We start from the raw sequence: 19,257 nt of genomic DNA, 5'->3' as shown, positions 1-19,257 counted from the left end.
CTGAGTTTTTATCAAACCTAGCATAGGTTTTTGCTATAAGCACTAAAATTATCTCCTTAATTAGTTATCTAATTTAAGTCCTCAGTATGCTGCTTGTTGTATCACACCACAATTTCATTCTTATATTGCTAATAGTTATCGGGTTAGTCCAGATTGACGATGATAGTTGCTCAGCGTCAGCCTTATGCTGGGTGCTAAATTAATAAGCACGACATCGGAGATAAGAATGACGACAGCACCTAAGTACGTAGAAGGGCATAACCTGTTACGCGGGAAATCGGTTTTAGTAACGGCCGCCGCAGGCGCGGGCATTGGCTTTTCAGCCGCATTACGTGCAGCCGAAGAAGGGTGCCGGGCATTAATGATATCTGACATTCATCCACGTCGTTTAGATGAAGCTGTAGCTAATATAAAAGCGCAAACAGGTTTGCAACAGGTGTTTGGCCAATTGTGCGACGTAAGCCAAGAAGAACAGGTTCAGGTATTGATCAATGCAGCAGAGGATAAACTCGCCGGTGTTGATGTGCTTATTAATAATGCTGGCCTAGGTGGTCAAACCGCAGTGGTAGATATGAGCGACGAGCAGTGGAGTAAGGTGATGGACATTACTCTTACCGGTACATTTCGTATGACCCGTGCAATGCTGCCATTTATGCAACAACGCAAGGCAGGTGTAATCATTAATAATGCCTCAGTATTGGGTTGGCGAGCACAAAAAGAGCAAGCACATTACGCCGCTGCTAAAGCCGGTGTTATGGCATTTACTCGCTGCTCGGCATTAGAAGCTGCTGAGCATGGAGTGCGCATTAACGCGGTATCGCCTTCAATCGCTTTACATGAATTTCTTAAAAAAGCCTCAAGTGCCGATGTACTTGAGCAATTAGCCTCAAAAGAAGCTTTTGGTCGTGCTGCCGAAGTATGGGAAATTGCCAACGTGATGATGTTTTTAGCCAGCGATTACTCGTCTTACATGACAGGCGAAGTTGTGTCTGTTAGTTCGCAGCGCGCTTAGGGGGCAAAATGGCAAATCAAATAATTACTAGCAAAGCGCAATTACTCGCTTCAACCGGACTTGATTTAGGCGTAAGCGACTGGATTGCAGTCGAGCAAAGCCGTATTGATATGTTTGCCGAGGCAACGGGAGATCATCAATGGATCCATGTCGATCCCATTAAAGCTGCAGAAGGCCCATTTGGTGCATGTATTGCGCATGGTTATTTAACCTTATCTTTGGTTAATTATTTTTTACCACAGTTGGTAGATGTGCAAAATATAACCATGGGAGTTAATTACGGCTGCGATAAAGTACGTTTTCCTAATGTGGTTACAGCGGGCAGTAAAGTACGCGGCACAGGGCAAATAATTAGTGTGGAAGAAGTTAAAGGCAGTGTGCAAGTGATCACACGAGTAACCATTGAAGTGGCAGAGCAACAAAGGCCAGCCTGCGTGGTAGATACCATTAGCCGTTACTCGTTTGTCTAAATGTTTTGGTTAAGCACGACTAAAGCATAACACTTAAACAGCTAGCGGTTATGTTACAAATAATAGTATTAAATTGCTTAATATAAGAGTGCAATTTAAGAATAACGGTTATTGATAAAAGGTTGGATTTAATTACACAAACGAGGGGTAACATGGTCAATACTGATACGCGTTATATTATTTGGTTGCTGGATTTTTTATCTAGCTTGGGAATGGATACCAACACCATTGCTGCCAACAATGGTATCAGTCGCAGTGAGCTCCACAAACCTAATGTACTCATTAATGCTAAACAGCATCGAGGTTTACTAACTGATGCACAGCAGTGTTATGAGGGCAGCGATCTTGGACTCATATTAGGTTTAAAACGCTCTATTGCTACCCACGACCAACTTGCATATTTAATGATGAGCAGCGCGACGCTGCGCGATGCCAGCCATATTGGGCTTAAATATCAAAATTACTCAGGCCGCTTTTCTGGTAATTTAGTAGTGACCTCCTTTAGTGAAATTCAAGCCGAAGGCTGTTATCAAATTGACGCTAAAACTGAGCTGGGTGAATTGCGTGTATTAGCAATAGAAGATTTACTTGCCAATATAGTCACGACTTGTCGTTGGGTGCTTGGTCAAGCATTGCCTATTACTAAACTACGTTGTAATTATCCGGCGCCAGTACATGCTGAGCGTTACCAAGCCATTTTTAATTGCCCCGTCGAATTTGATGCCCCAGTAACCCAGCTATTTTTTGATGCTGCGATTTTGGATCAACCACTCCCGCAGTCGAGCCCTGAGAGTGTCAACTTTTATAAAAAACTGTGCGAAGAAAAAAGCATTACTCGAAATCATGGCGACATAGCATGGCGTTTGTCGCAAATTATTGTTGAAGATCCTGCCAGTCCTCCATCGCTGCACGATGCAGCACTAAAGCTGCATTGTAGTTGCCGTACCTTGAGCCGTAAGTTATTGGCGCAAGGTTGGCGCTATCAACAATTAATCGATCAAGTACGAGAGATACATGCGCGGCGACATTTGAGCGATCCTACGTTATCAATCACCCGCATTGGTCAGCAACTTGGGTATGCCGATAGTTCAGGGTTTCATCGCGCTTTTAAAAAATGGACTGGGTTGTCGCCAAGTGCTTTTCGCCATGCGTTATTTGCGGTGCGCTATTAGCTAGTTAATGGCTAGATCGGATAACAACTTGGCGCAATGAGACAAGCTTTATTAACCACTCAGACCTATTATTTTAACCATGATTTAACATGTTTATTTTGCACAGCAACAGGAAGGTATAATAATAATGAAAAAATATGATGGCCTTAATCAATCAATGCTAGAGCGCTTTGCAACTCGTCCGGGTCGCAAAGAATTATTACCAGAGTTAAGCGAAAAAGCGCAAGTTGCGCTTATGTGTCGCATGCTTATTCGTGAAGGATGGGATGAGCATATTGCAGGGCATATTACTTACCGATTAGAAAACGGTAATATTTTAACTAATCCATGGGAGCTCGCTTGGGGGGAGTTAACCGCCAGCGATATCGTTACGCTAGACCCAAAGGGGAATGTGCTTGATAGTGATTGGAATGTGACCCCAGCGATAGGTTTGCACTTACAGTTGCACGCAATGCGACCTGATGTACATGTTGTTATTCACAATCACCCGCATTGGAGTGGTATTTGGGCTTGTATGCAAAAAGTGCCGCCAGTATATGACCAAGCAAGTGCTTATTGTGGTGTTGAATTACCACTTTATGATGAATATGAAGGCACCTTTGAAAACGAAGCAACTAGCTTATCAGCAGTTGAAGCGCTCGGTGATGCTAAGTGGGCATTACTGGCAAACCACGGCTCGTTAGTGGTGGGTAAAAATCTGCGCCAAGCACACCTAAGAGCAATTACTTTAGAGTGGCGCAGTAAACGCGCGTATGAAGTGGAATTAGCAGGTGGCGGGCGACCATTAAGTGATGAAGAAGTTAAAAAAGTGTCTATTGCTGACGACAACGGTTTCCCTTTTGTTTGGGAAGCAATGGCGCGTAAAGAATTACGCCTAGATCCAGGTTTAGTCGACTAAATTTGTCGGATTCACTTAGCTAAGTAGAAGGAATAAAAAATGAAGCTTACAGTAACTCCGCTTGATAATGTTGGCGTAGAAGTGTCGGGTTTCGATATTAACGAGCCACTTACCGATGAAATAAAAGCTGAACTAAAAGCACTATGGTACGAACACGCTATTTTAGTGTTTCGTGATCAGGATATTAGCCCTGAAAAGCAAATTGAGTTTAGTCGCATTTTTGGCCCGTTAGAATTACATCCGTTAAAAGTTACCACCAGTGATAAATATCCAGAGTTATTTGTGCTACAAAATGGTGGCCCTATGGATAAGTTTCAAACTGCTTTTTATAAAGGCGAAGAAATTGTGGGTCGGTTAGATTGGCACATGGATTTGCATTATACAGCGCGTCCAAATCATGGTGCACTGTTGCGCGCTGTGGTGGTGGCAGCAGAAGATGGCATGACCGGTTTTGGCGATTTAGCAAAAGCGTACGATGCACTCGACGACGACACTAAAGCTTTAATTGAACAGCTAGAAGTGGTTTACAGCTTTAGTATGCAGCGCCGTCATATGCGTTACGTTAACTTAGACGGTTATGAGCCTGGCCCTAACAGCCCAACAAAACCAACCGATATTGGCTTTCCTGACTTTTCAGACGCTGCTTACCCTATGGTAGTTACGCACCCGATCAGTGGCCGTAAAGTACTTGAGGTGGTAGAGCAGTTTTTAGATAGAGTTGTTACTCCACAGCAATTTGGTTTATCGAATGATGAATCTATAGAGCTACTTGAGCGACTTGTTGCGCATGTACAAAAGCCGGAATTTACTTACTTTCATAAATGGCGCGAAGGCGACATGGTACTGTGGGATAACTGGCGTGCAATGCACTGCACTACCGGCACTAAGCCTGGGATCAATCGCGTTATTAACCGCACCACCATTGAGGGCGATATAACGCTTGGCCGTGTGTTAAAAACAGAATAACTTTACATCTATTGCAGCAGCTTAAATTAACCAGCTGCTGCTTTTTTATATCTTTCATTAATACTTACCAGCCTCTACACGACATTTCAATCTGCTAATTTTTAATCTATAGCATGCACTTAATATACTTGCTTTTAATACGCAGATTTATTACCTAAGCAGAATAAGTAAGTTAAACCGTTACGCAGTTTGCTATAACGGTTGTTAAATTAAGTGCTAGGGCGTGTTTATTATTCGAGGTTAAATTGCCAGGTGTTTAGCGGCGCTGCGCCCAGCGAGTCTGCCAAAAAAAGTGGCATCTCCAACCGACATACCACTGGCATATCCCTTGGCTGTACGTGGTAATCCCGCGGTGGCTCGACCAGCAGCATAAAGCCCACTTATTATTTCATTGTCTAAATTAACCACTTCACCCGTAGTGAGTGTTTTTAGCCCACCAAGCGTAAATATGAGCGGGCCTTTGGTGCCGGGCATAATTACAGCAGTCATTTCACTTGCAGAGTATTCTAATAAGGCAAAAGGGGGCTTGTTTAACGGTTTTAGCCACTCGGCGGTTTTATGAAATAGTGGGTCTTGTTTATTACTGGCGTGCTGATTAAAGTAGCTAACAGTTTGCTCAAGTGTACCGGCCGGGAAGGGCGCTTCACTGGCAACTTCTGCTATGCTATCGCCAGTGGCAACAATGGCTGCACGTTGTAAATAATGCGACGCCTCAAAATCCTCTTCTTGTACTAACAAATAAAACTTTTGCTCAGCTTGTTGGCAAGAATAATGTGCCAATCTGGCTAAATACGCATCTTCATTTATATAACGCTGACCGTGTTTATTTAGTAAAATACCGTAGGTTAGCTTTGCTGGTGGATAGAGCGGAAACGACATAAAAGCCTGTTCCATATTAATTGTTTGCCCGCCGACTGCTTGGCCTAATTGAATACCATCCCCCATATCGAAGGTGTTGCCATAAGGTATGCAATACTCAAGTAGATCAGGCATGTATTGACGTGTCATGGTGTCGTTCATTACAAAGCCACCGGTGGCTAATACCACACCACGAGTTGCACGAATCGCAATTTCTCGGTTGTCGCGCTTAGCAATTACGCCGCAAACACGATTGTTTTTATCTACTAATAAAGCAATAGCGCGACAATCATTAATTACCTCAGCGCCCGCGCCTGCGATGCGCTGCATTATGGCATCCATAAATATTTTACCGCCTTCGTCGCCCACTTTAGAGGGCACGTGACCGCGTGGAACGGGCTTAGCAATGGTATTAAAAGGGTGAGCTTTTTCATTACCGGTAAATAATAACGACTCATCACTGAGTGGCACTACTGTACGCTCTAAAAAGGCTGCGCGTTTATAAGGTACACCAAGGGATTCAACCCAATCAAAATGTCCTGCAGCGCCTTGTGCATAACAACGCATCTTATCTTCATCGCCATACGGGCCAAGTGCTTCGCGTAAATAAGCCAGCATGTTTTCGGTGCTATCTTCTAAACCTAACTCTTTTTGTAATGCAGTGCCGCCACTGCCGCCTAAATACATTTCACAGCTTGATAATGCAGTCGAGCCACCCCCAGCACTGGCACGTTCTAAAATAGTAACCTTAGCACCTAAGGTTACAGCTTCTAGTGCGGCGGCGGCTCCTGCGCCGCCATAACCGCACACGAGTACGTCGGTGCTAATATCAAAGTGACTAATCGATTCAAAAGCGCGAACTTTGTGTGTGCTTAGTATTGGGTTCAAGTTATATCCTTATAAGTATTTAATATTTAGTGTTTAAAACTTGCCACTGCGCATCATGGCGTCCATACCACCATCTACATAAATAATGCTGCCATGCACAAAAGAGGCTTGGGCTGATTGTAAAAAACTGACCGCATCGGCAATTTCACTTGGCTGACCATTGCGACCAATAGGTGCAACAAAGTTACGTACGGCTTCGCCAAAACGCGGATCTTGCTTAGAGGCTTCGTGCAGTGGAGTTTCAATTGCACCAGGCGCAACTAAGTTAATACGTACGCCGGTACTCCCCGTTTTAACGGCTAAACGACGACAATGTACAGTGAGTGCGTATTTAGATGCCGAATAGGCTATTTGTGGTTGGCCAAGTTCATCTGCCAGTGCGCGAGCGGCTGGCTCATCATTGTTGAGCATTAACTCAATAATAGGATGTGGATCTGCCACTTGTTGACTGGCGGCCACTGAGCCAATAACGGTAATAGCTGGCTGCTCACCTTTAGCGAGTGCAGGTTGAAGTAATTCAATTAACTCGGTTGAGCCAAAATAATTAACCGAAACCACTAAACTGCTACTTGGTGCGGTAACGCCAAGGCCCGCACAACAAACTAGGCCATCTAGTTTACCATTGGCTAATTTGATAACTTGCTCTGCGGCATTAGCGCGACCTTCGGGGGATGATAAATCGGCATTAACCTCGGCTTGATGGCGGTCTATGCCGATCACAGTATGACCTGCTGCGCGTAGTTTTTCACAAACGGCGGCGCCAATCCCTGATGCTGAACCTGTAACTGCGGTAACTGACATAATAAACTCCTAGCATTATTGGTTAATAGTAATTAAAACAAAGTTTAATTTACTGAATGGGTTTTATGAGTTGTTTTGCTTGATAAGATTTTAATTTAAACAGTAAAAATACCGATATTAATGTTGTACTCGTACTAATAAGTAAAGCATAACGTAAGGATTCAACACCGGCCACCTCGCTAAATACTTCACTAAGCACGCCCACCAACATAGGCCCAACACCTATGCCTAAAAAAGTAATCAGCACGGTTTGCATTGAAATAGCCAATGCCCGCTGAGTGCCCGGTACAATTGAAGTGAGTAATGTGAGACAAGGGCTAACCCACCATACAGAAAAGAAACTCGCTAAGGTGCAAAACAGCATAGCAAATGGAATACCGGCAAAAAATAGGTCATCGCCTAAGCCTTTAGGCCATAAAAAATATATAACAATAAATACCCACCCCAGTATATGGCCTAGTATAGGTAGCCATAAAACACCTTTTCGTCTGGCGATTCTATCAGCCAAATAGCCACTAGAAAGAATTCCAATCGCTGCCGCACCGCCGCCAAAAAAGCCTGCCATCATGCCGGCTTGGCTCAGTGTTAAGTCGTGGCTGCGTACTAAAAAAGTGGCATTCCACATGCCAAACGCATTTGCGCCTAACGTTGCAATGGCGCTTGAGCAAACTAATAGTCGATAATCTTTGCGCTTTAACAATGCTTTTGTTGATGCTCTAAAACCTGTGGTTAGTGCAGGCTGCAGCGGTGAAGTTGGAGAGCTAATGGCATCATCGTATTGACCGCGTTTAGGTTCGGGCATCACAAAAAATAGCAAAAAAGAAATAAACAAAGCGGGAGTAGAGATAATAAAAAAGGTTTCTCGCCATCCATACAGCTCTACCCAATATGCACCTAAGGTAAGCGCAATAATGGCGGCAAAGGTAGCGCCAGAGGTAAAACAGCTAATCGCAAATGAGCGTCGCTCAACCGGGTAACTGTCCGAAAGTAACGATAAAGAGGCCGAAGTAACCGGTGCTTCAGCTACTGCCACCAACATACGCATTATTAGTAAACTAATAAAGCCTGCAGTTATGCCGCTAAGTGCTGTAATAATGCCCCACACTAATGCGCTGGCGGCTAACAAACGTGTGCGGCTCACTTTGTCAGCAAGTCTGCCGGCCGATAAACCGGTTAAAGTAAATACAATGGCAAAACCTAGGCCGGTTAATAAGCCCATTTGCGCATCTGAGGCGCCAAATTCAGCTTTGATGGGTTCAATCATCACCGCCATAATTTGTCGCCCAACAAAACTTTCTATATAAAATAAAGTAAGCACCAACAATAAAGCATGTTGGCGCCAATTAGATTTTTTTATGTTCAAGCTTTCGCCGCCTTTAAGGCCTTAGCCATAGTCATTGCGGTGTCGTCTATCATATCTTCTTGTCCGCCTACGGTTTTTAAGCGCCCGAGTTCAAGTAAAATATCACGTGCAGGTACACCGTATTTTTTCTCGGCGCGTTCTGCAAATAATAAAAATGACGAATAAACACCTGCATAACCCAAAGTTAATGAGTTTCGGTCAATACGAATAGGTTGATCCATCATTGGCATGACTAAGTCTTCAGCAACATCCATAATTTTGTATAAATCAATACCGTGATTAACTGCCATACGATCAAGTACCGCGGTAAATACTTCCAACGGCGTATTACCTGCACCGGCACCTAAACCGGCCACCGAACCATCGATGCGGTTAGCGCCCATTTCGATTGCCGCCAGCGAATTTGGAATACTCATGCCTAAATTATGATGACCATGAAAGCCAATTTCGGTCTCGCTGTTAAGTTCGCTGCGCAGTAACGCAATACGGGTACTTACGTCGTCGGGCAACATGTAACCAGCAGAATCCGTACAGTAAATACAGTTAGCACCGTAAGACTCCATTAGTTTAGCCTGTGCAAGTAGCTCCTCTGGGCTGATCATATGTGCCATCATTAAAAAGCCAACGGTATCTAAACCCATTTTACGCGCTGCGCTAATATGCTGCTCTGAAACGTCAGCTTCAGTACAGTGAGTAGCCACTCGAATTGTACTTACGCCATGATCATAAGCCATTTTTAAGTGATCAACCGTTCCTATGCCCGGAATTAATAACGCTGAGACTTTAGCTTGGGTCATTTTTGGCACTACAGCACTTAGGTATTCTTCATCGGTATGAGCAGGAAAACCATAATTAAGTGAAGAGCCGCCTAAACCGTCGCCATGGGTAACCTCAATTAAAGGAATGCCCGCCTGATCTAAGCCAGTGGCAATAGACACCATTTCATCTAAGCTAATTTGATGTTGCTTAGCATGCATACCATCACGTAATGACATATCGTGCAGGGTAACTTTTTTACCTTTTAAATCCATGATATTACTCCTTAAGATTGACTATCTGATGGCGATTGACCTAGCATTTGTAGTGCAAACATTTCTGCAGTACGCGCGGCCGACGCGGTCATTATGTCAAGGTTACCGGCATATTTAGGCAAGTAATCGCCCAAACCTTCAACCTCTAAAAATATAGACACTTTACGACCATCAAACACCGGGCCATTTTTTAGTTTATAGCCTGGAACATACTTTTGTACTTCAGCAATCATTTCATGCACAGATGCAGTGATAGCGGCTTGATCTGGCTCTGTTTCGGTTAAGCAATGGATGGTGTCGCGCATTAATAATGGTGGCTCAGCAGGGTTAATTATAATAATGGCTTTGCCTTTTTTAGCGCCACCAATTTGCTCCACTGCGCCTGAGGTAGTGCGAGTAAATTCATCAATATTTTGGCGTGTACCTGGGCCAACTGATTTTGATGAAACAGTGGCAACAATTTCACCATATTCAACCGGCTGTACGCGCGATACCGCAGCAACCATAGGAATAGTTGCTTGGCCGCCACAGGTCACCATGTTAACGTTTTTAATATCAGCATTAAGTTGATTTAGGTTAACCGGAGGCACACAAAAAGGGCCAATAGCCGCCGGGGTTAAATCTATCATCAACACGCCTTTTGCATTCACTTTAGCTGAGTTTTCACCATGCACGTAGGCTGAGGTTGCATCAAAAGCAATTTTGATTTCATCGGCTTCAATATGCGGTATTAAGCCATCAATACCCTCAGCGGTGGTTTTAATACCTAATTCGCGTGCGCGCGCTAAGCCTTCAGAGTCTGGGTCTATGCCTACCATCCAAACGGGTTCTAATATCTCACTGCGTTTGAGCTTATAAAGTAAGTCAGTACCAATGTTTCCTGAACCGATCAGGGCGCATTTAATCTTTTTCATGTTACTTCCCTCGTGGGTTAACTGTTAATCGCAAAAGCTGACAGAGCATGAACCGAGACCTTCGATCTCCATACTAAAATGATCGCCGCTGTTAGCATCTATTAGAGGAGCCAGAGCTCCCGACAGAATAATTTCGCCTTTTTTAAACTCTATACCATACTCGCCTAGCGTATTTGCCAGCCATGCAACTGCTTGCGCAGGATGCCCTTGTACTGCTGAGCCCACACCGGTTACTGCTTGTTTACCATTGTGTTTAACTACCATAGTGGCTGCAGCTAAATCGAGTGTGCTAGGGTCGGTATGTTTATCACCAATTACAAATACCCCGCATGAGGCGTTATCGGCCACGGTATCAACTATGGTGATTTGCCAGTTTTCGATACGCGAATCAACAATTTCAAAACACGGTGCCACCCAATCAGTCGCAGCAAGTACTTGCTCTGCGGTAACGTTTGGGCCTTGTAAGTCGTGTTTAAGGCAAAACGCAATTTCGCCTTCGGCGCGTGGTTGAATTAAATGTGATTTTTTAAGGCTAATATTACTGCCATCAGGGTGGTGCATAGTGTTGGTTAAAAAGCCAAAGTCGGGCTGATGCACATTAAGCATTTTTTGCACTGCTTCACTGGTAACACCAATTTTTTTACCAATGATTTTTTCGCCAGCCTGAGTGCGTATTGCCAGTGTTTTTAACGACACTTGATAGGCATCGTCGATTGTAAGCTCAGGGTTATTTTTAATTAATGGCGCAATAGGTGTGCGCTGTTGCTGCGCATCATAAAGAATTTGTGCTAAATGCTGTTGTAGTTCGCTCATGCGCTTTTATCCTCTGTAGACCAAAGATCAGGTAAGCCAGGATCGGTTTGATGAATAAGGCGTTTAAGTAATAGCTTTAATGCCATTACGTCGCCTGCACCAAGCTCTGTAATGAGCTCTTCTTCAATTACTTTTGCTTGCGCAATATGGTGTAGTGAGGTTTCTCGCCCAGCGGTGGTAAGTTGGTAATTGTCTTCGCTTTTTTGGCAAATAAGATCCTGCTTTTCTAAAAAGGCCATATCTTCAAGATTGACACTGTGGCCGGTATAATCAAGGTGGGTATTTAGCTGCTCTAAACTCAGATTTTGCTGAATATTTAATACCGATAATGCAAAAAAGTGTGAATCTTCCAGCGCTTGCTCATCGAGTACTTTACGCATGCGGTACAGCATTTGAAAATGTGAACGCCCAAGCAAGTAACCTAGTAAATCTTCGTTGTATCTGCACTGTGGCGCTGTAGGTTCACTAGATAAGTTAACCGCTGCCCACGGTTTACGTGCAGTCATTGCGTACTGACCTTGCTGAAACACCAGTGGCGGTAGTGCTTGATGATCAAACCCCAGTACTTCACCTATAAAAATAAGATGATCCCCCCCATCGTGCGTTACCATATTACGACACTGAAAACGCGCGCTACAATCGGCAATAAGTGGTGCAGAGCTAATCCCCGCTTCGAGATTAGTGTCATTAAATTTGTCTTCGCCTTTTGCGGCAAATTTATTTGACAGCTCTTGTTGGTGCTGCGAGAGAACATGAACGTTCCAGTGCTCGGCCTCGCTAAAGGCAGCCACACTAAGAGAGGTTTTTGCCAAGCTCCATAGCACCATAGGTGGGTCTAACGAAACAGAATTAAAGCTGTTTGCGGTAAGACCAACAGGGGTGCCATCTGGAGCGGTGGCAGTAATAATTGTTACGCCAGTAGTAAAACTACCGAGCGCCTGTCTAAATGCCTGACTATCAAATTCTGCTTGTGCCATGTTAACTCGCCTTATTACTGTTATATAACTTCAGTATCATGATCTGGCTATTTTTCATCATCGTCTTAATGGACTAAACAACACAGGCATTTGCTATTTATATGATTACTCAGCAATTTATTTAGGTTATTTTATATTAAACAATGGCTAAGTTTTATTACGAAGGTTAGCTTTAAGTGGCCTATTTAAATAGGGCAAAATAGTGACTGCAGCAACCGTACATTAAATAATTTAAATACGAGAGCTCGTCCAAGTGGACGAGGTTTATTTGAGTAAAAACAGCTAGAAAGGAAGCACAGCTCAATTAGTTTACTTGCAATGCAAAAGCTGCAATATGGTGTGTAAGCAAATATTGTTCGCCAGGCAAGTGTAAAACCTAGTAAGGATATAGTGCATGAACAGCAAAGATTCAGGTTCAATGGCAGCTTTGCTGCAGCATCAGCAACAAGCGCATAAATTGCAAATGTTGGTAACTGTAGCGCAAAGGCGAGAGCGTATTCAACAAGTTATAAATTTACTTGTAGAGCATCACCAAGCATTTGCCGAGGCAATAGAAGCTGACTTTAATGGTCGCAGCCAAGGCTTTTCTATTATGAATGATGTGCTCGGCTCGCTAGCCAGCCTTAAATATACCCGCGACAACTTAGAGCCATGGCTTAAAAGTGAAAGCCGCGAAGTGTTTGCCCCTTATGATCAACTCGGTAGTACCGCACGGGTTGAATACCAACCCAAAGGCAGTGTGGGTATTATAGGTACTTGGAATGCGCCACTTTATACCTTATTTGCCCCGTTGGCGTGTGTATTAGGGGCGGGTAACCGCGCCATACTTAAACCATCTGAGGTCACGCCTAAAACAGCGGCCTTAGTAGCGCAATTATTTGCCAAACACATAGACCCATTACTAGTGAGTGTAGTTACAGGTGGCGCCGACACTGGTGCTAAATTTAGCGAACTGCCGTTCGATCATTTAGTATTTACTGGTAGTACCCAAGTAGGTAAAAAAATTATGGCGGCAGCGGCTAAAAATTTAGTGCCAGTTACCTTAGAGCTTGGCGGTAAATCGCCGGCAGTGCTTAGCCAAGATTGCGATTTAAGCGAAAGTTGCAAACGCTTAGCCTTAGCAAAAAGTAATAATGGCGGCCAAGTGTGTGTTAGCCCTGACATTGTTTATGTACCGCGTAATAAGCTTGATCAAGTGGCTGCATTATTACTCGAAAATTTTCGTCACTTTTATCCAGAAATCACTCATAATCCAGATTTTGTACCTAGCGTTAACCGCCAACATTGCCAGCGAGTTGTCGATTTAGTTGAGCAAGCTCGCGATGCTGGATGCCAAGTTCTTAGTAGTCATGAGGTTGCTAATTTAGCAGAGTTGGTCACAAGCGATAAACGTTTACCACTGCAATTAGTTATATCCCCAGATAAAGAACTGGATATTATGCAGCAAGAAATATTTGGCGCTGCATTAGTGCTACTTCCTTATGATGATATAGATGGCGTTATTAACGATATTAACAGCCGTGCTAAACCACTAGCGCTGTATTATTTTGGCGAAAATGACGCAGAGCTGAGTAAGCTTTTAGCAAACACTTCATCGGGTGGAGTAGCGGTAAATGATTGCTTAATGCATGCGGCAATGCACGATGCGCCATTTGGTGGCGTAGGTGCATCGGGTATGGGGCATTATCATGGTCGTGAAGGCTTTTTAGCCTTTAGCCATCAGCGTACTGTATTTGTTGCCCCAAAACACGACCCTCGTGGTGAGTGGGGCTTATTACCGCCGCATCATGAGCAATTTAAAGCCATGATGGTCGCGCAAGTAACGGCCGACTGACGTTAACCGGCACTGTTACTTTAATAATAACAGTGCCTAATATTACTTATTAATTCCTGCCTTTTAGTCTTTGTTATTTCTCATTATTTTTAGTTATCGTTCATGCGGACTATTTAGTTTTTGTAATAGTGTGCGAGGATAAAAACCTTACATTTATTGTTGATAAACACGCGATTATAACGTGATACAGCAATTTGCTTTTTGTAATTATGAAAACGCAATACGTTAAGTTTTTAGGCCGTGCAAAGCGGTCTCAAAATTAACTTATGTAGTGTTAGGTACAGCGCGCGTAACTGGCGATATTCCTGTTAGTTAATTTTACTCGCGTTCAATTTTAAACAAGGACTAAATAGTGAATATTAATAAAAAACCACTAAATGCAGCGATAGCGTTAGCCTTAATTAGCATGGCAAATTCGACACTAGCGGCTCAAGAGCAAAGTACTAAAAAAGAAGGTTTGGAAGTGATCCAAGTAACCGCGCAAAAGCGGGTACAAAACTTACAAGAGCTACCTACGGCAGTTACCGTGTTTAATGCCCAAGCATTGGCCGATAAAGGCATTACAGATGTTGAAGATCTCAGTGTATATACGCCAAACATGCAAATATCAGAAACTCCAGGCGGCAGTACTGGTGCTACAATTGCTATTCGTGGCTCGGTTACAATTAACCCTGCGGTTACCTGGGAGCCCACCACTGGTGTGTATATAGACGGGGTATTTGTATCTAAAAATGTCGGTGGTTTATTTGATGTAGCCGCTATAGAGCGCGTTGAAGTACTGCGCGGGCCGCAGGGGACGCTTTATGGTAAAAATACAATAGGTGGGGCGCTTAATATTGTAACGCGTAAACCCAGTGGTGAGTTTACCGGCGAAGTACGCGTAGGGGCAGGTAACTACGGTATGACAGATGTTTATGTTACTGCCGACTCGGCGCAAATTAACGACAAACTCAGTTTTAATTTTACCGCTAATAAAAAACAGCGCGACGGCTTTTACGATAACCTTTCGACAAGTTCTGATATTGATAAGTTTAAAGAGCTTGATTCTACCTCACTGCGTTTTGGTGCCTTGTATGAGCACAGCGATAATCTAGAGTTTTACTACACTTACGATAGCAGTAATAAAAAAAACACTCCTCCGTTGGGCCAAGTTTATATTGCCGGTGCAATGCCAGAAGATACGAAAGATCGCCAAGAAAGTGCTGCATTAGATGGCGCTATATTCGATCGCTCTAAAAGCTCGGGCCATGCACTTACAGTTACATGGCAGCAAAGTAATAACTTAACTATTAAGTCAATTACGGCACTACGTGAAATAGATTACGATGATGGCAATGACTACGATGGCGCTGATTTTCTTGGCTTTCATACCTACCGCCATGTAGAGCATGAGCAAGTATCACAAGAGCTACAATTTATTATTGGCGATATAGATAATTTAACCTACGTTGCAGGCTTGTTTTACTTTAAAGAAGAATCTGATGTAAACAACCCGTATGTACTGGGTTTTGGCACAGTGAATAACTATTATGGTGTTGAGTCTACCTCGGTTGCCGCTTATGGTAATGTAGAATATCGACTAAGCGACAAGCTAATGTTGGCAGGGGGTCTGCGTTGGACCACAGAAGAAAAATCATTTTATATAGAACATCCAGATGACTTTAGCTTTGCTTATTTTTTCCCACTGCCATACACCACAGCGGGCGATACTTGGAATAACACCTCGGCTATGGCATCACTTAACTATGAGTTAGCCGACAATATTCACAGCTATGTAAAAGTATCACAAGGCTGGAAAGCGGGTGGTTTTAACGGTGAAGCAGCAACTCAAGCATTAGCAGTAAAACCCTATGCACCAGAGGAAGTAATTGCCTACGAATGGGGCCTTAAATCGCGCTGGTTAGATCAACGCATTCAAGCCAATATAGCGGTGTTTTATAACGATATTACCAATATGCAAATGTCGGAATACTTAGGTGCGTACTCAGATATTCAAAACGTAGGCTCGGCAAAAGTGGCGGGGTTAGAGTTTGAATTAGTAGCGGCATTAACCGATGATTTAACGCTAAACTTTAATTACGGTTTGTTAGACCCTAAATACGACAAGTTTATTACTTACGATGTGTACACTGGGGTAGCAAACGATGTTACCGACAGTGCCGAGTTTCCCTATAGTCCAAAAAATAAATGGTCGCTTGGATTAAATTACATTAGTGAAACAGCCCTTGGTGAGTTTAGCGCCGGCGCCGACTACAGCTTTGTGGACGATCACTTTGCGTTTCATAATCAACCTTCAGCCCAATATACTCGGATTGAAAAATACAACTTACTTAACGCCCGAGTTTCACTTAAAAGAATTGCCGGCAGTGACTTTAGTGCCTCTATTTGGGGTAAAAACATGACCGACGAAGAGTACCGAATTAACGGTGTGCCGTTGGGTGATTCGTCAGGGGTATTCATTGGTGGCTTAAATTACTATGGCGACCCAGTAACTTATGGAGCAGAAATAACTTACTCATTTTAATAAAGAGTTACAGCTAAAAAGAGCCCCTACTTAATAAGTAGGGGCTCTTTTTTGTATCTATAATCTATTTAAAAAATAGATTATTCTTGGGTATAAGCTACAGTGCCTTTAGGCACATATACGCCATTTACTTTACTTTGGAACTCTTCTTTACGCGCTCTTGGATTAAAGAACTGCTTATACCAAATACGCGCTTTCATAAACGGGCCATCGCTTGGTAAAAACAACCCATTAAAACAAGGTGCTTTATTTGTCCACACTTGGAAGTCTTGCATAAATGCAAACTTACTTGCGTCTTGGAACTGGCGTGCTGCTACTTCATCCTCTACTGTGGCTACTTCATTGCCACCCGGTGATTTAACTAATAATGCGTGCCAAACTCTAATTGAACCATCCTCTACAGGGGTATGCGTTATCATTAAGTAAGACTCGTAATAGCCAGTCAAATGTGAAATTAATACGCCCGGACCATGGTATTTAGTTATTGTATGCAGCACTGGGCTTGCGCCATCTTCGCCTACTAAAGTACGGTGCGGACCACATTGACGTTGAATTGCTTCGTGGCCATCAAATTCATTTTCGTAGCGCTGTACGGTAGAGCCGTGAATTGGTGCTAAATGGCTATAATCACAAATGTTATCAATAACTTCTTGCGGATGCTGCTCAAGTATTCCCAAGTCGTCAAAGCGCCAATGTACCCAAGCTTTATCGTCCCATTGTGGCAAACTTGGGTGATCCCACTCAGGATCGCCATTTTCAGGATCGTGCCATATCCAAATTGCACCCATGCTCTCGGCCACAGGCCACGCTTTAATACAGGCTGTTTTTGGGATTGGTCCGTCGTGGTAAGGAATGTCGTCACATTGGCCATCAGGGCCAAAACGCCATGCATGATAAGGACAACGAATGCTATCGCCTTCGATATTGGTACCACCGCCATCAATAATAACGTAAGAGGTATCATTTTCGGCGGCTAAATGCGTTTTCATATGCGGGCAATATGCGTCGAGTAGTACCACTCGACCTGTTGCTCTACCGCGATATAGTGCGAAATCGCGACCAAAAAACCGTACGGCTAGGGGCTTATGCGTGTTGATCTCTTCAGCCGTAGCTATCATGAACCAACCTCTTGGGAATGTATAATCGCCGAGGCGATAATCTTGTGTAGTGGCCATAAGTATTCCTTTTTATATTTAGGTAGTAGATGTACTTGAATTATTGTCTGAGGTGCAATCTGCTTTATTATTATAAGATTGCGCTGTTTTATCGTTATCACTTACTTTACTTGCTATTCGTTGTTGATAAGGGCCAATGGCTTTGTAGTAAAACCAAACCGAAAACAACGATAAAGCAATCATCACTGCAATGGCGTATTTAAGGCCTTCACCCGCATCACCAGCAGAAAATAAGTCACTGAGTGTGCCGGTTAGTAGTGGGCCAATACCGGCACCAAAAAAGGTTAAAAATAAACTTAGTATTGCAATGCTGGTAGCTCTTTGAAAGCTGTTAACTAAATGGCTTACTGCAGCGAATGCAAGTGTTGGCCACCAGCTATTAAAAAAGCTAAAGCCAGCAGCAAATATAATTGCGTGCGGTATTTTAAGGCTTCCTAATTGCCAAAAGGCGTCGGCAGGCCAAAGTAAAAAAGCCAAGCCAAAAGGCATACTAATTAATACGCCAATTGCAGGCATACGTAATTGCCAGCGACAGTCTTTTTGGCTTAATTTGTCGCAGTAATAACCGCTGAACATTGACCCAGCAGCAGCAAAAACACCACTGGCTATACCAAAGGTAAGGCCAGCGTGTGAAAGTGTCATATCATAATTGCGTACCATAAAAGTGGGGGCCCAAATGGCGTAACCATAGCCGACCATGCCAGCAATGGCAGTGCCCATACAAATTAAGAAAAACCCTCTTAGTTTCATAATACCGGCAACAGCATGAAAAAAGTTTTCTTGCGGTTGGGCACGAATATTACGCTCTGCATCAGTGTCATAAACACCTAAGCCAGGGTCTTTTGCAAAAACATAAAGTAGCAGTGCTAGTAATAGCCCTGGAATACCAAAAAAGATGAATACTGCGCGCCAGCCGTGTTCTTGGGCTATCCAACCACCTAATGCCATGGCGGCTAATAAGCCAATATGCGGGCCTAACATATATAAACTAATCGCAAATGAGCGACGATGTGGAGGGTATAAATCAGAAACCATAGAAATAGAAGGTGATGTACCGCCTGCTTCACCAATGGCAACCGTCATACGGGCAACCACAAATTGCCAAAATTGGGTAACAACACCACTGGCCATAGTGGCAAGGCTCCAGAGCCCACAACATACCGCAATAATATTTTTACGGTCGGTGCCTCTATCGGCCATACGGCTTAACGGAAAGCTAACCGCAGAGTATAAAACGGCAAATGCAAGGCCGCTCACCGCGCCCATAATAGTATCTGATACGCCAAACTCTAATTTAATTGGCTCAAGAACAATCGCAATTAAGTTGCGATCGATATACGAAAAAACGTAAATAATAGAAAGCAATAATAGCGTCAGACGAGTCCGACCTGCGCTTAATGAACTTTGACCTACTTGCATTTATGGCTCTCTCTTTTTGATATTGTTTTAAGCTACCTTAACTTTGCTAATAATTTCAGCATCGTCCTTTTGGACGTATTACAGAATCGTTAAATGACTTCTTATTAAGTTAATAAAATATAAACGCGCTGATCACTTATTT

16 protein-coding genes are annotated in these 19,257 nt (G+C 43.4%); 7 read left to right on the top strand and 9 right to left on the bottom strand.

All coding sequences use genetic code 11. The features are described from left to right. Positions 1–226: 226 nt before the first annotated feature. The 5 genes from PNIG_RS12215 (at position 227) to PNIG_RS12195 (ending at position 4,518) form a co-directional block, all read left to right on the top strand. Positions 227–1,012 (top strand): SDR family oxidoreductase, encoded by a 786-nt coding sequence (locus tag PNIG_RS12215; RefSeq protein WP_058373853.1) that lies wholly within the window; start codon positions 227–229, stop codon positions 1,010–1,012. Positions 1,013–1,020: 8 nt separating this feature from the next. Then, entirely contained in the window at positions 1,021–1,482 is a 462-nt protein-coding gene (locus PNIG_RS12210; protein WP_089368596.1) for a MaoC family dehydratase, read from the top strand. A gap of 152 nt (positions 1,483–1,634) precedes the next feature. Then, positions 1,635–2,654, top strand: coding sequence for an AraC family transcriptional regulator (locus PNIG_RS12205; RefSeq protein WP_089368595.1), 1,020 nt, complete (start codon positions 1,635–1,637; stop codon positions 2,652–2,654). Between the two features lie 127 nt (positions 2,655–2,781). Further along, complete coding sequence (locus PNIG_RS12200) at positions 2,782–3,552, top strand: class II aldolase/adducin family protein (protein WP_011328805.1); 771 nt, start codon at positions 2,782–2,784, stop codon at positions 3,550–3,552. Positions 3,553–3,591: 39 nt separating this feature from the next. Continuing rightward, positions 3,592–4,518 (top strand): TauD/TfdA dioxygenase family protein, encoded by a 927-nt coding sequence (locus PNIG_RS12195; protein WP_011328804.1) that lies wholly within the window; start codon positions 3,592–3,594, stop codon positions 4,516–4,518. A gap of 240 nt (positions 4,519–4,758) precedes the next feature. On the opposite strand, the gene PNIG_RS12190 is transcribed toward PNIG_RS12195, so the two are convergent. From PNIG_RS12190 to PNIG_RS12160, 7 genes are read right to left on the bottom strand one after another with little or no spacing between them, the layout of a single operon-like run. Further along, the gene (locus PNIG_RS12190; protein WP_089368594.1) at positions 4,759–6,264 is read right to left on the bottom strand and encodes an FAD-dependent oxidoreductase; all 1,506 of its coding nucleotides are present in this window, start codon (positions 6,262–6,264) and stop codon (positions 4,759–4,761) included. Positions 6,265–6,297: 33 nt separating this feature from the next. After that, positions 6,298–7,065 carry an SDR family oxidoreductase gene (locus PNIG_RS12185; protein WP_011328802.1) on the bottom strand — a complete coding sequence of 256 codons (768 nt, stop codon included), beginning with the start codon at positions 7,063–7,065 and terminating at the stop codon, positions 6,298–6,300. 49 nt (positions 7,066–7,114) lie between these two features. Beyond that, positions 7,115–8,428, bottom strand: a complete 1,314-nt coding sequence (locus PNIG_RS12180) for an MFS transporter (RefSeq protein ID WP_041454514.1) — start codon at positions 8,426–8,428, stop codon at positions 7,115–7,117. Then, positions 8,425–9,459, bottom strand: coding sequence for a 4-hydroxy-2-oxovalerate aldolase (dmpG, locus tag PNIG_RS12175; RefSeq protein ID WP_011328800.1), 1,035 nt, complete (start codon positions 9,457–9,459; stop codon positions 8,425–8,427). The genes PNIG_RS12180 and dmpG overlap by 4 nt, the downstream gene beginning before the upstream one ends. Positions 9,460–9,470: 11 nt before the next feature. Continuing rightward, positions 9,471–10,373 (bottom strand): acetaldehyde dehydrogenase (acetylating), encoded by a 903-nt coding sequence (locus tag PNIG_RS12170; RefSeq protein ID WP_058373846.1) that lies wholly within the window; start codon positions 10,371–10,373, stop codon positions 9,471–9,473. A 24-nt stretch (positions 10,374–10,397) separates the two neighbouring features. Continuing rightward, the gene (locus PNIG_RS12165) at positions 10,398–11,186 is read right to left on the bottom strand and encodes a fumarylacetoacetate hydrolase family protein (protein ID WP_011328798.1); all 789 of its coding nucleotides are present in this window, start codon (positions 11,184–11,186) and stop codon (positions 10,398–10,400) included. Next, entirely contained in the window at positions 11,183–12,163 is a 981-nt protein-coding gene (locus PNIG_RS12160; protein ID WP_089368593.1) for a flavin reductase, read from the bottom strand. Before PNIG_RS12160 ends, PNIG_RS12165 begins: the two co-directional genes overlap by 4 nt. Positions 12,164–12,557: 394 nt before the next feature. On the opposite strand from PNIG_RS12160, the gene PNIG_RS12155 reads away from it, so the two are divergent. After that, a complete protein-coding gene (locus PNIG_RS12155) occupies positions 12,558–13,997 on the top strand; it encodes a coniferyl aldehyde dehydrogenase (protein ID WP_089368592.1) in 1,440 nt (479 codons plus the stop codon). Between the two features lie 352 nt (positions 13,998–14,349). Then, complete coding sequence (locus tag PNIG_RS12150) at positions 14,350–16,521, top strand: TonB-dependent receptor (protein WP_089368591.1); 2,172 nt, start codon at positions 14,350–14,352, stop codon at positions 16,519–16,521. Between the two features lie 80 nt (positions 16,522–16,601). Here PNIG_RS12150 and PNIG_RS12145 read toward each other — a convergent pair whose 3' ends face one another. Both PNIG_RS12145 and PNIG_RS12140 read right to left on the bottom strand, forming a co-directional pair. After that, on the bottom strand, positions 16,602–17,696 hold the full coding sequence (locus PNIG_RS12145) for an aromatic ring-hydroxylating dioxygenase subunit alpha (protein ID WP_089368590.1): 1,095 nt from the start codon (positions 17,694–17,696) through the stop codon (positions 16,602–16,604). A gap of 18 nt (positions 17,697–17,714) precedes the next feature. Continuing rightward, on the bottom strand, positions 17,715–19,115 hold the full coding sequence (locus PNIG_RS12140) for a spinster family MFS transporter (protein WP_089368589.1): 1,401 nt from the start codon (positions 19,113–19,115) through the stop codon (positions 17,715–17,717). Positions 19,116–19,257 lie beyond the last annotated feature (142 nt).

It is taken from the genome of Pseudoalteromonas nigrifaciens (genome assembly GCF_002221505.1).
Taxonomy (GTDB): domain Bacteria; phylum Pseudomonadota; class Gammaproteobacteria; order Enterobacterales; family Alteromonadaceae; genus Pseudoalteromonas; species Pseudoalteromonas nigrifaciens.
The sequence above is the reverse complement of the archived record's forward strand: the minus strand, read 5'-3'. Positions and strand labels throughout refer to the sequence as shown.

Coding starts and splice junctions, on each gene's coding strand:
- PNIG_RS12215 (WP_058373853.1), top strand. CDS start 227: ATGACGACAGCACCTAAGTACGTAGAAGGGCATAACCTGTTACGCGGG.
- PNIG_RS12140 (WP_089368589.1), bottom strand. CDS start 19,115: ATGCAAGTAGGTCAAAGTTCATTAAGCGCAGGTCGGACTCGTCTGACG.
- PNIG_RS12195 (WP_011328804.1), top strand. CDS start 3,592: ATGAAGCTTACAGTAACTCCGCTTGATAATGTTGGCGTAGAAGTGTCG.
- dmpG (WP_011328800.1), bottom strand. CDS start 9,459: ATGGATTTAAAAGGTAAAAAAGTTACCCTGCACGATATGTCATTACGT.
- PNIG_RS12210 (WP_089368596.1), top strand. CDS start 1,021: ATGGCAAATCAAATAATTACTAGCAAAGCGCAATTACTCGCTTCAACC.
- PNIG_RS12205 (WP_089368595.1), top strand. CDS start 1,635: ATGGTCAATACTGATACGCGTTATATTATTTGGTTGCTGGATTTTTTA.
- PNIG_RS12155 (WP_089368592.1), top strand. CDS start 12,558: ATGAACAGCAAAGATTCAGGTTCAATGGCAGCTTTGCTGCAGCATCAG.
- PNIG_RS12160 (WP_089368593.1), bottom strand. CDS start 12,163: ATGGCACAAGCAGAATTTGATAGTCAGGCATTTAGACAGGCGCTCGGT.
- PNIG_RS12200 (WP_011328805.1), top strand. CDS start 2,782: ATGAAAAAATATGATGGCCTTAATCAATCAATGCTAGAGCGCTTTGCA.
- PNIG_RS12170 (WP_058373846.1), bottom strand. CDS start 10,373: ATGAAAAAGATTAAATGCGCCCTGATCGGTTCAGGAAACATTGGTACT.
- PNIG_RS12165 (WP_011328798.1), bottom strand. CDS start 11,186: ATGAGCGAACTACAACAGCATTTAGCACAAATTCTTTATGATGCGCAG.
- PNIG_RS12145 (WP_089368590.1), bottom strand. CDS start 17,696: ATGGCCACTACACAAGATTATCGCCTCGGCGATTATACATTCCCAAGA.
- PNIG_RS12185 (WP_011328802.1), bottom strand. CDS start 7,065: ATGTCAGTTACCGCAGTTACAGGTTCAGCATCAGGGATTGGCGCCGCC.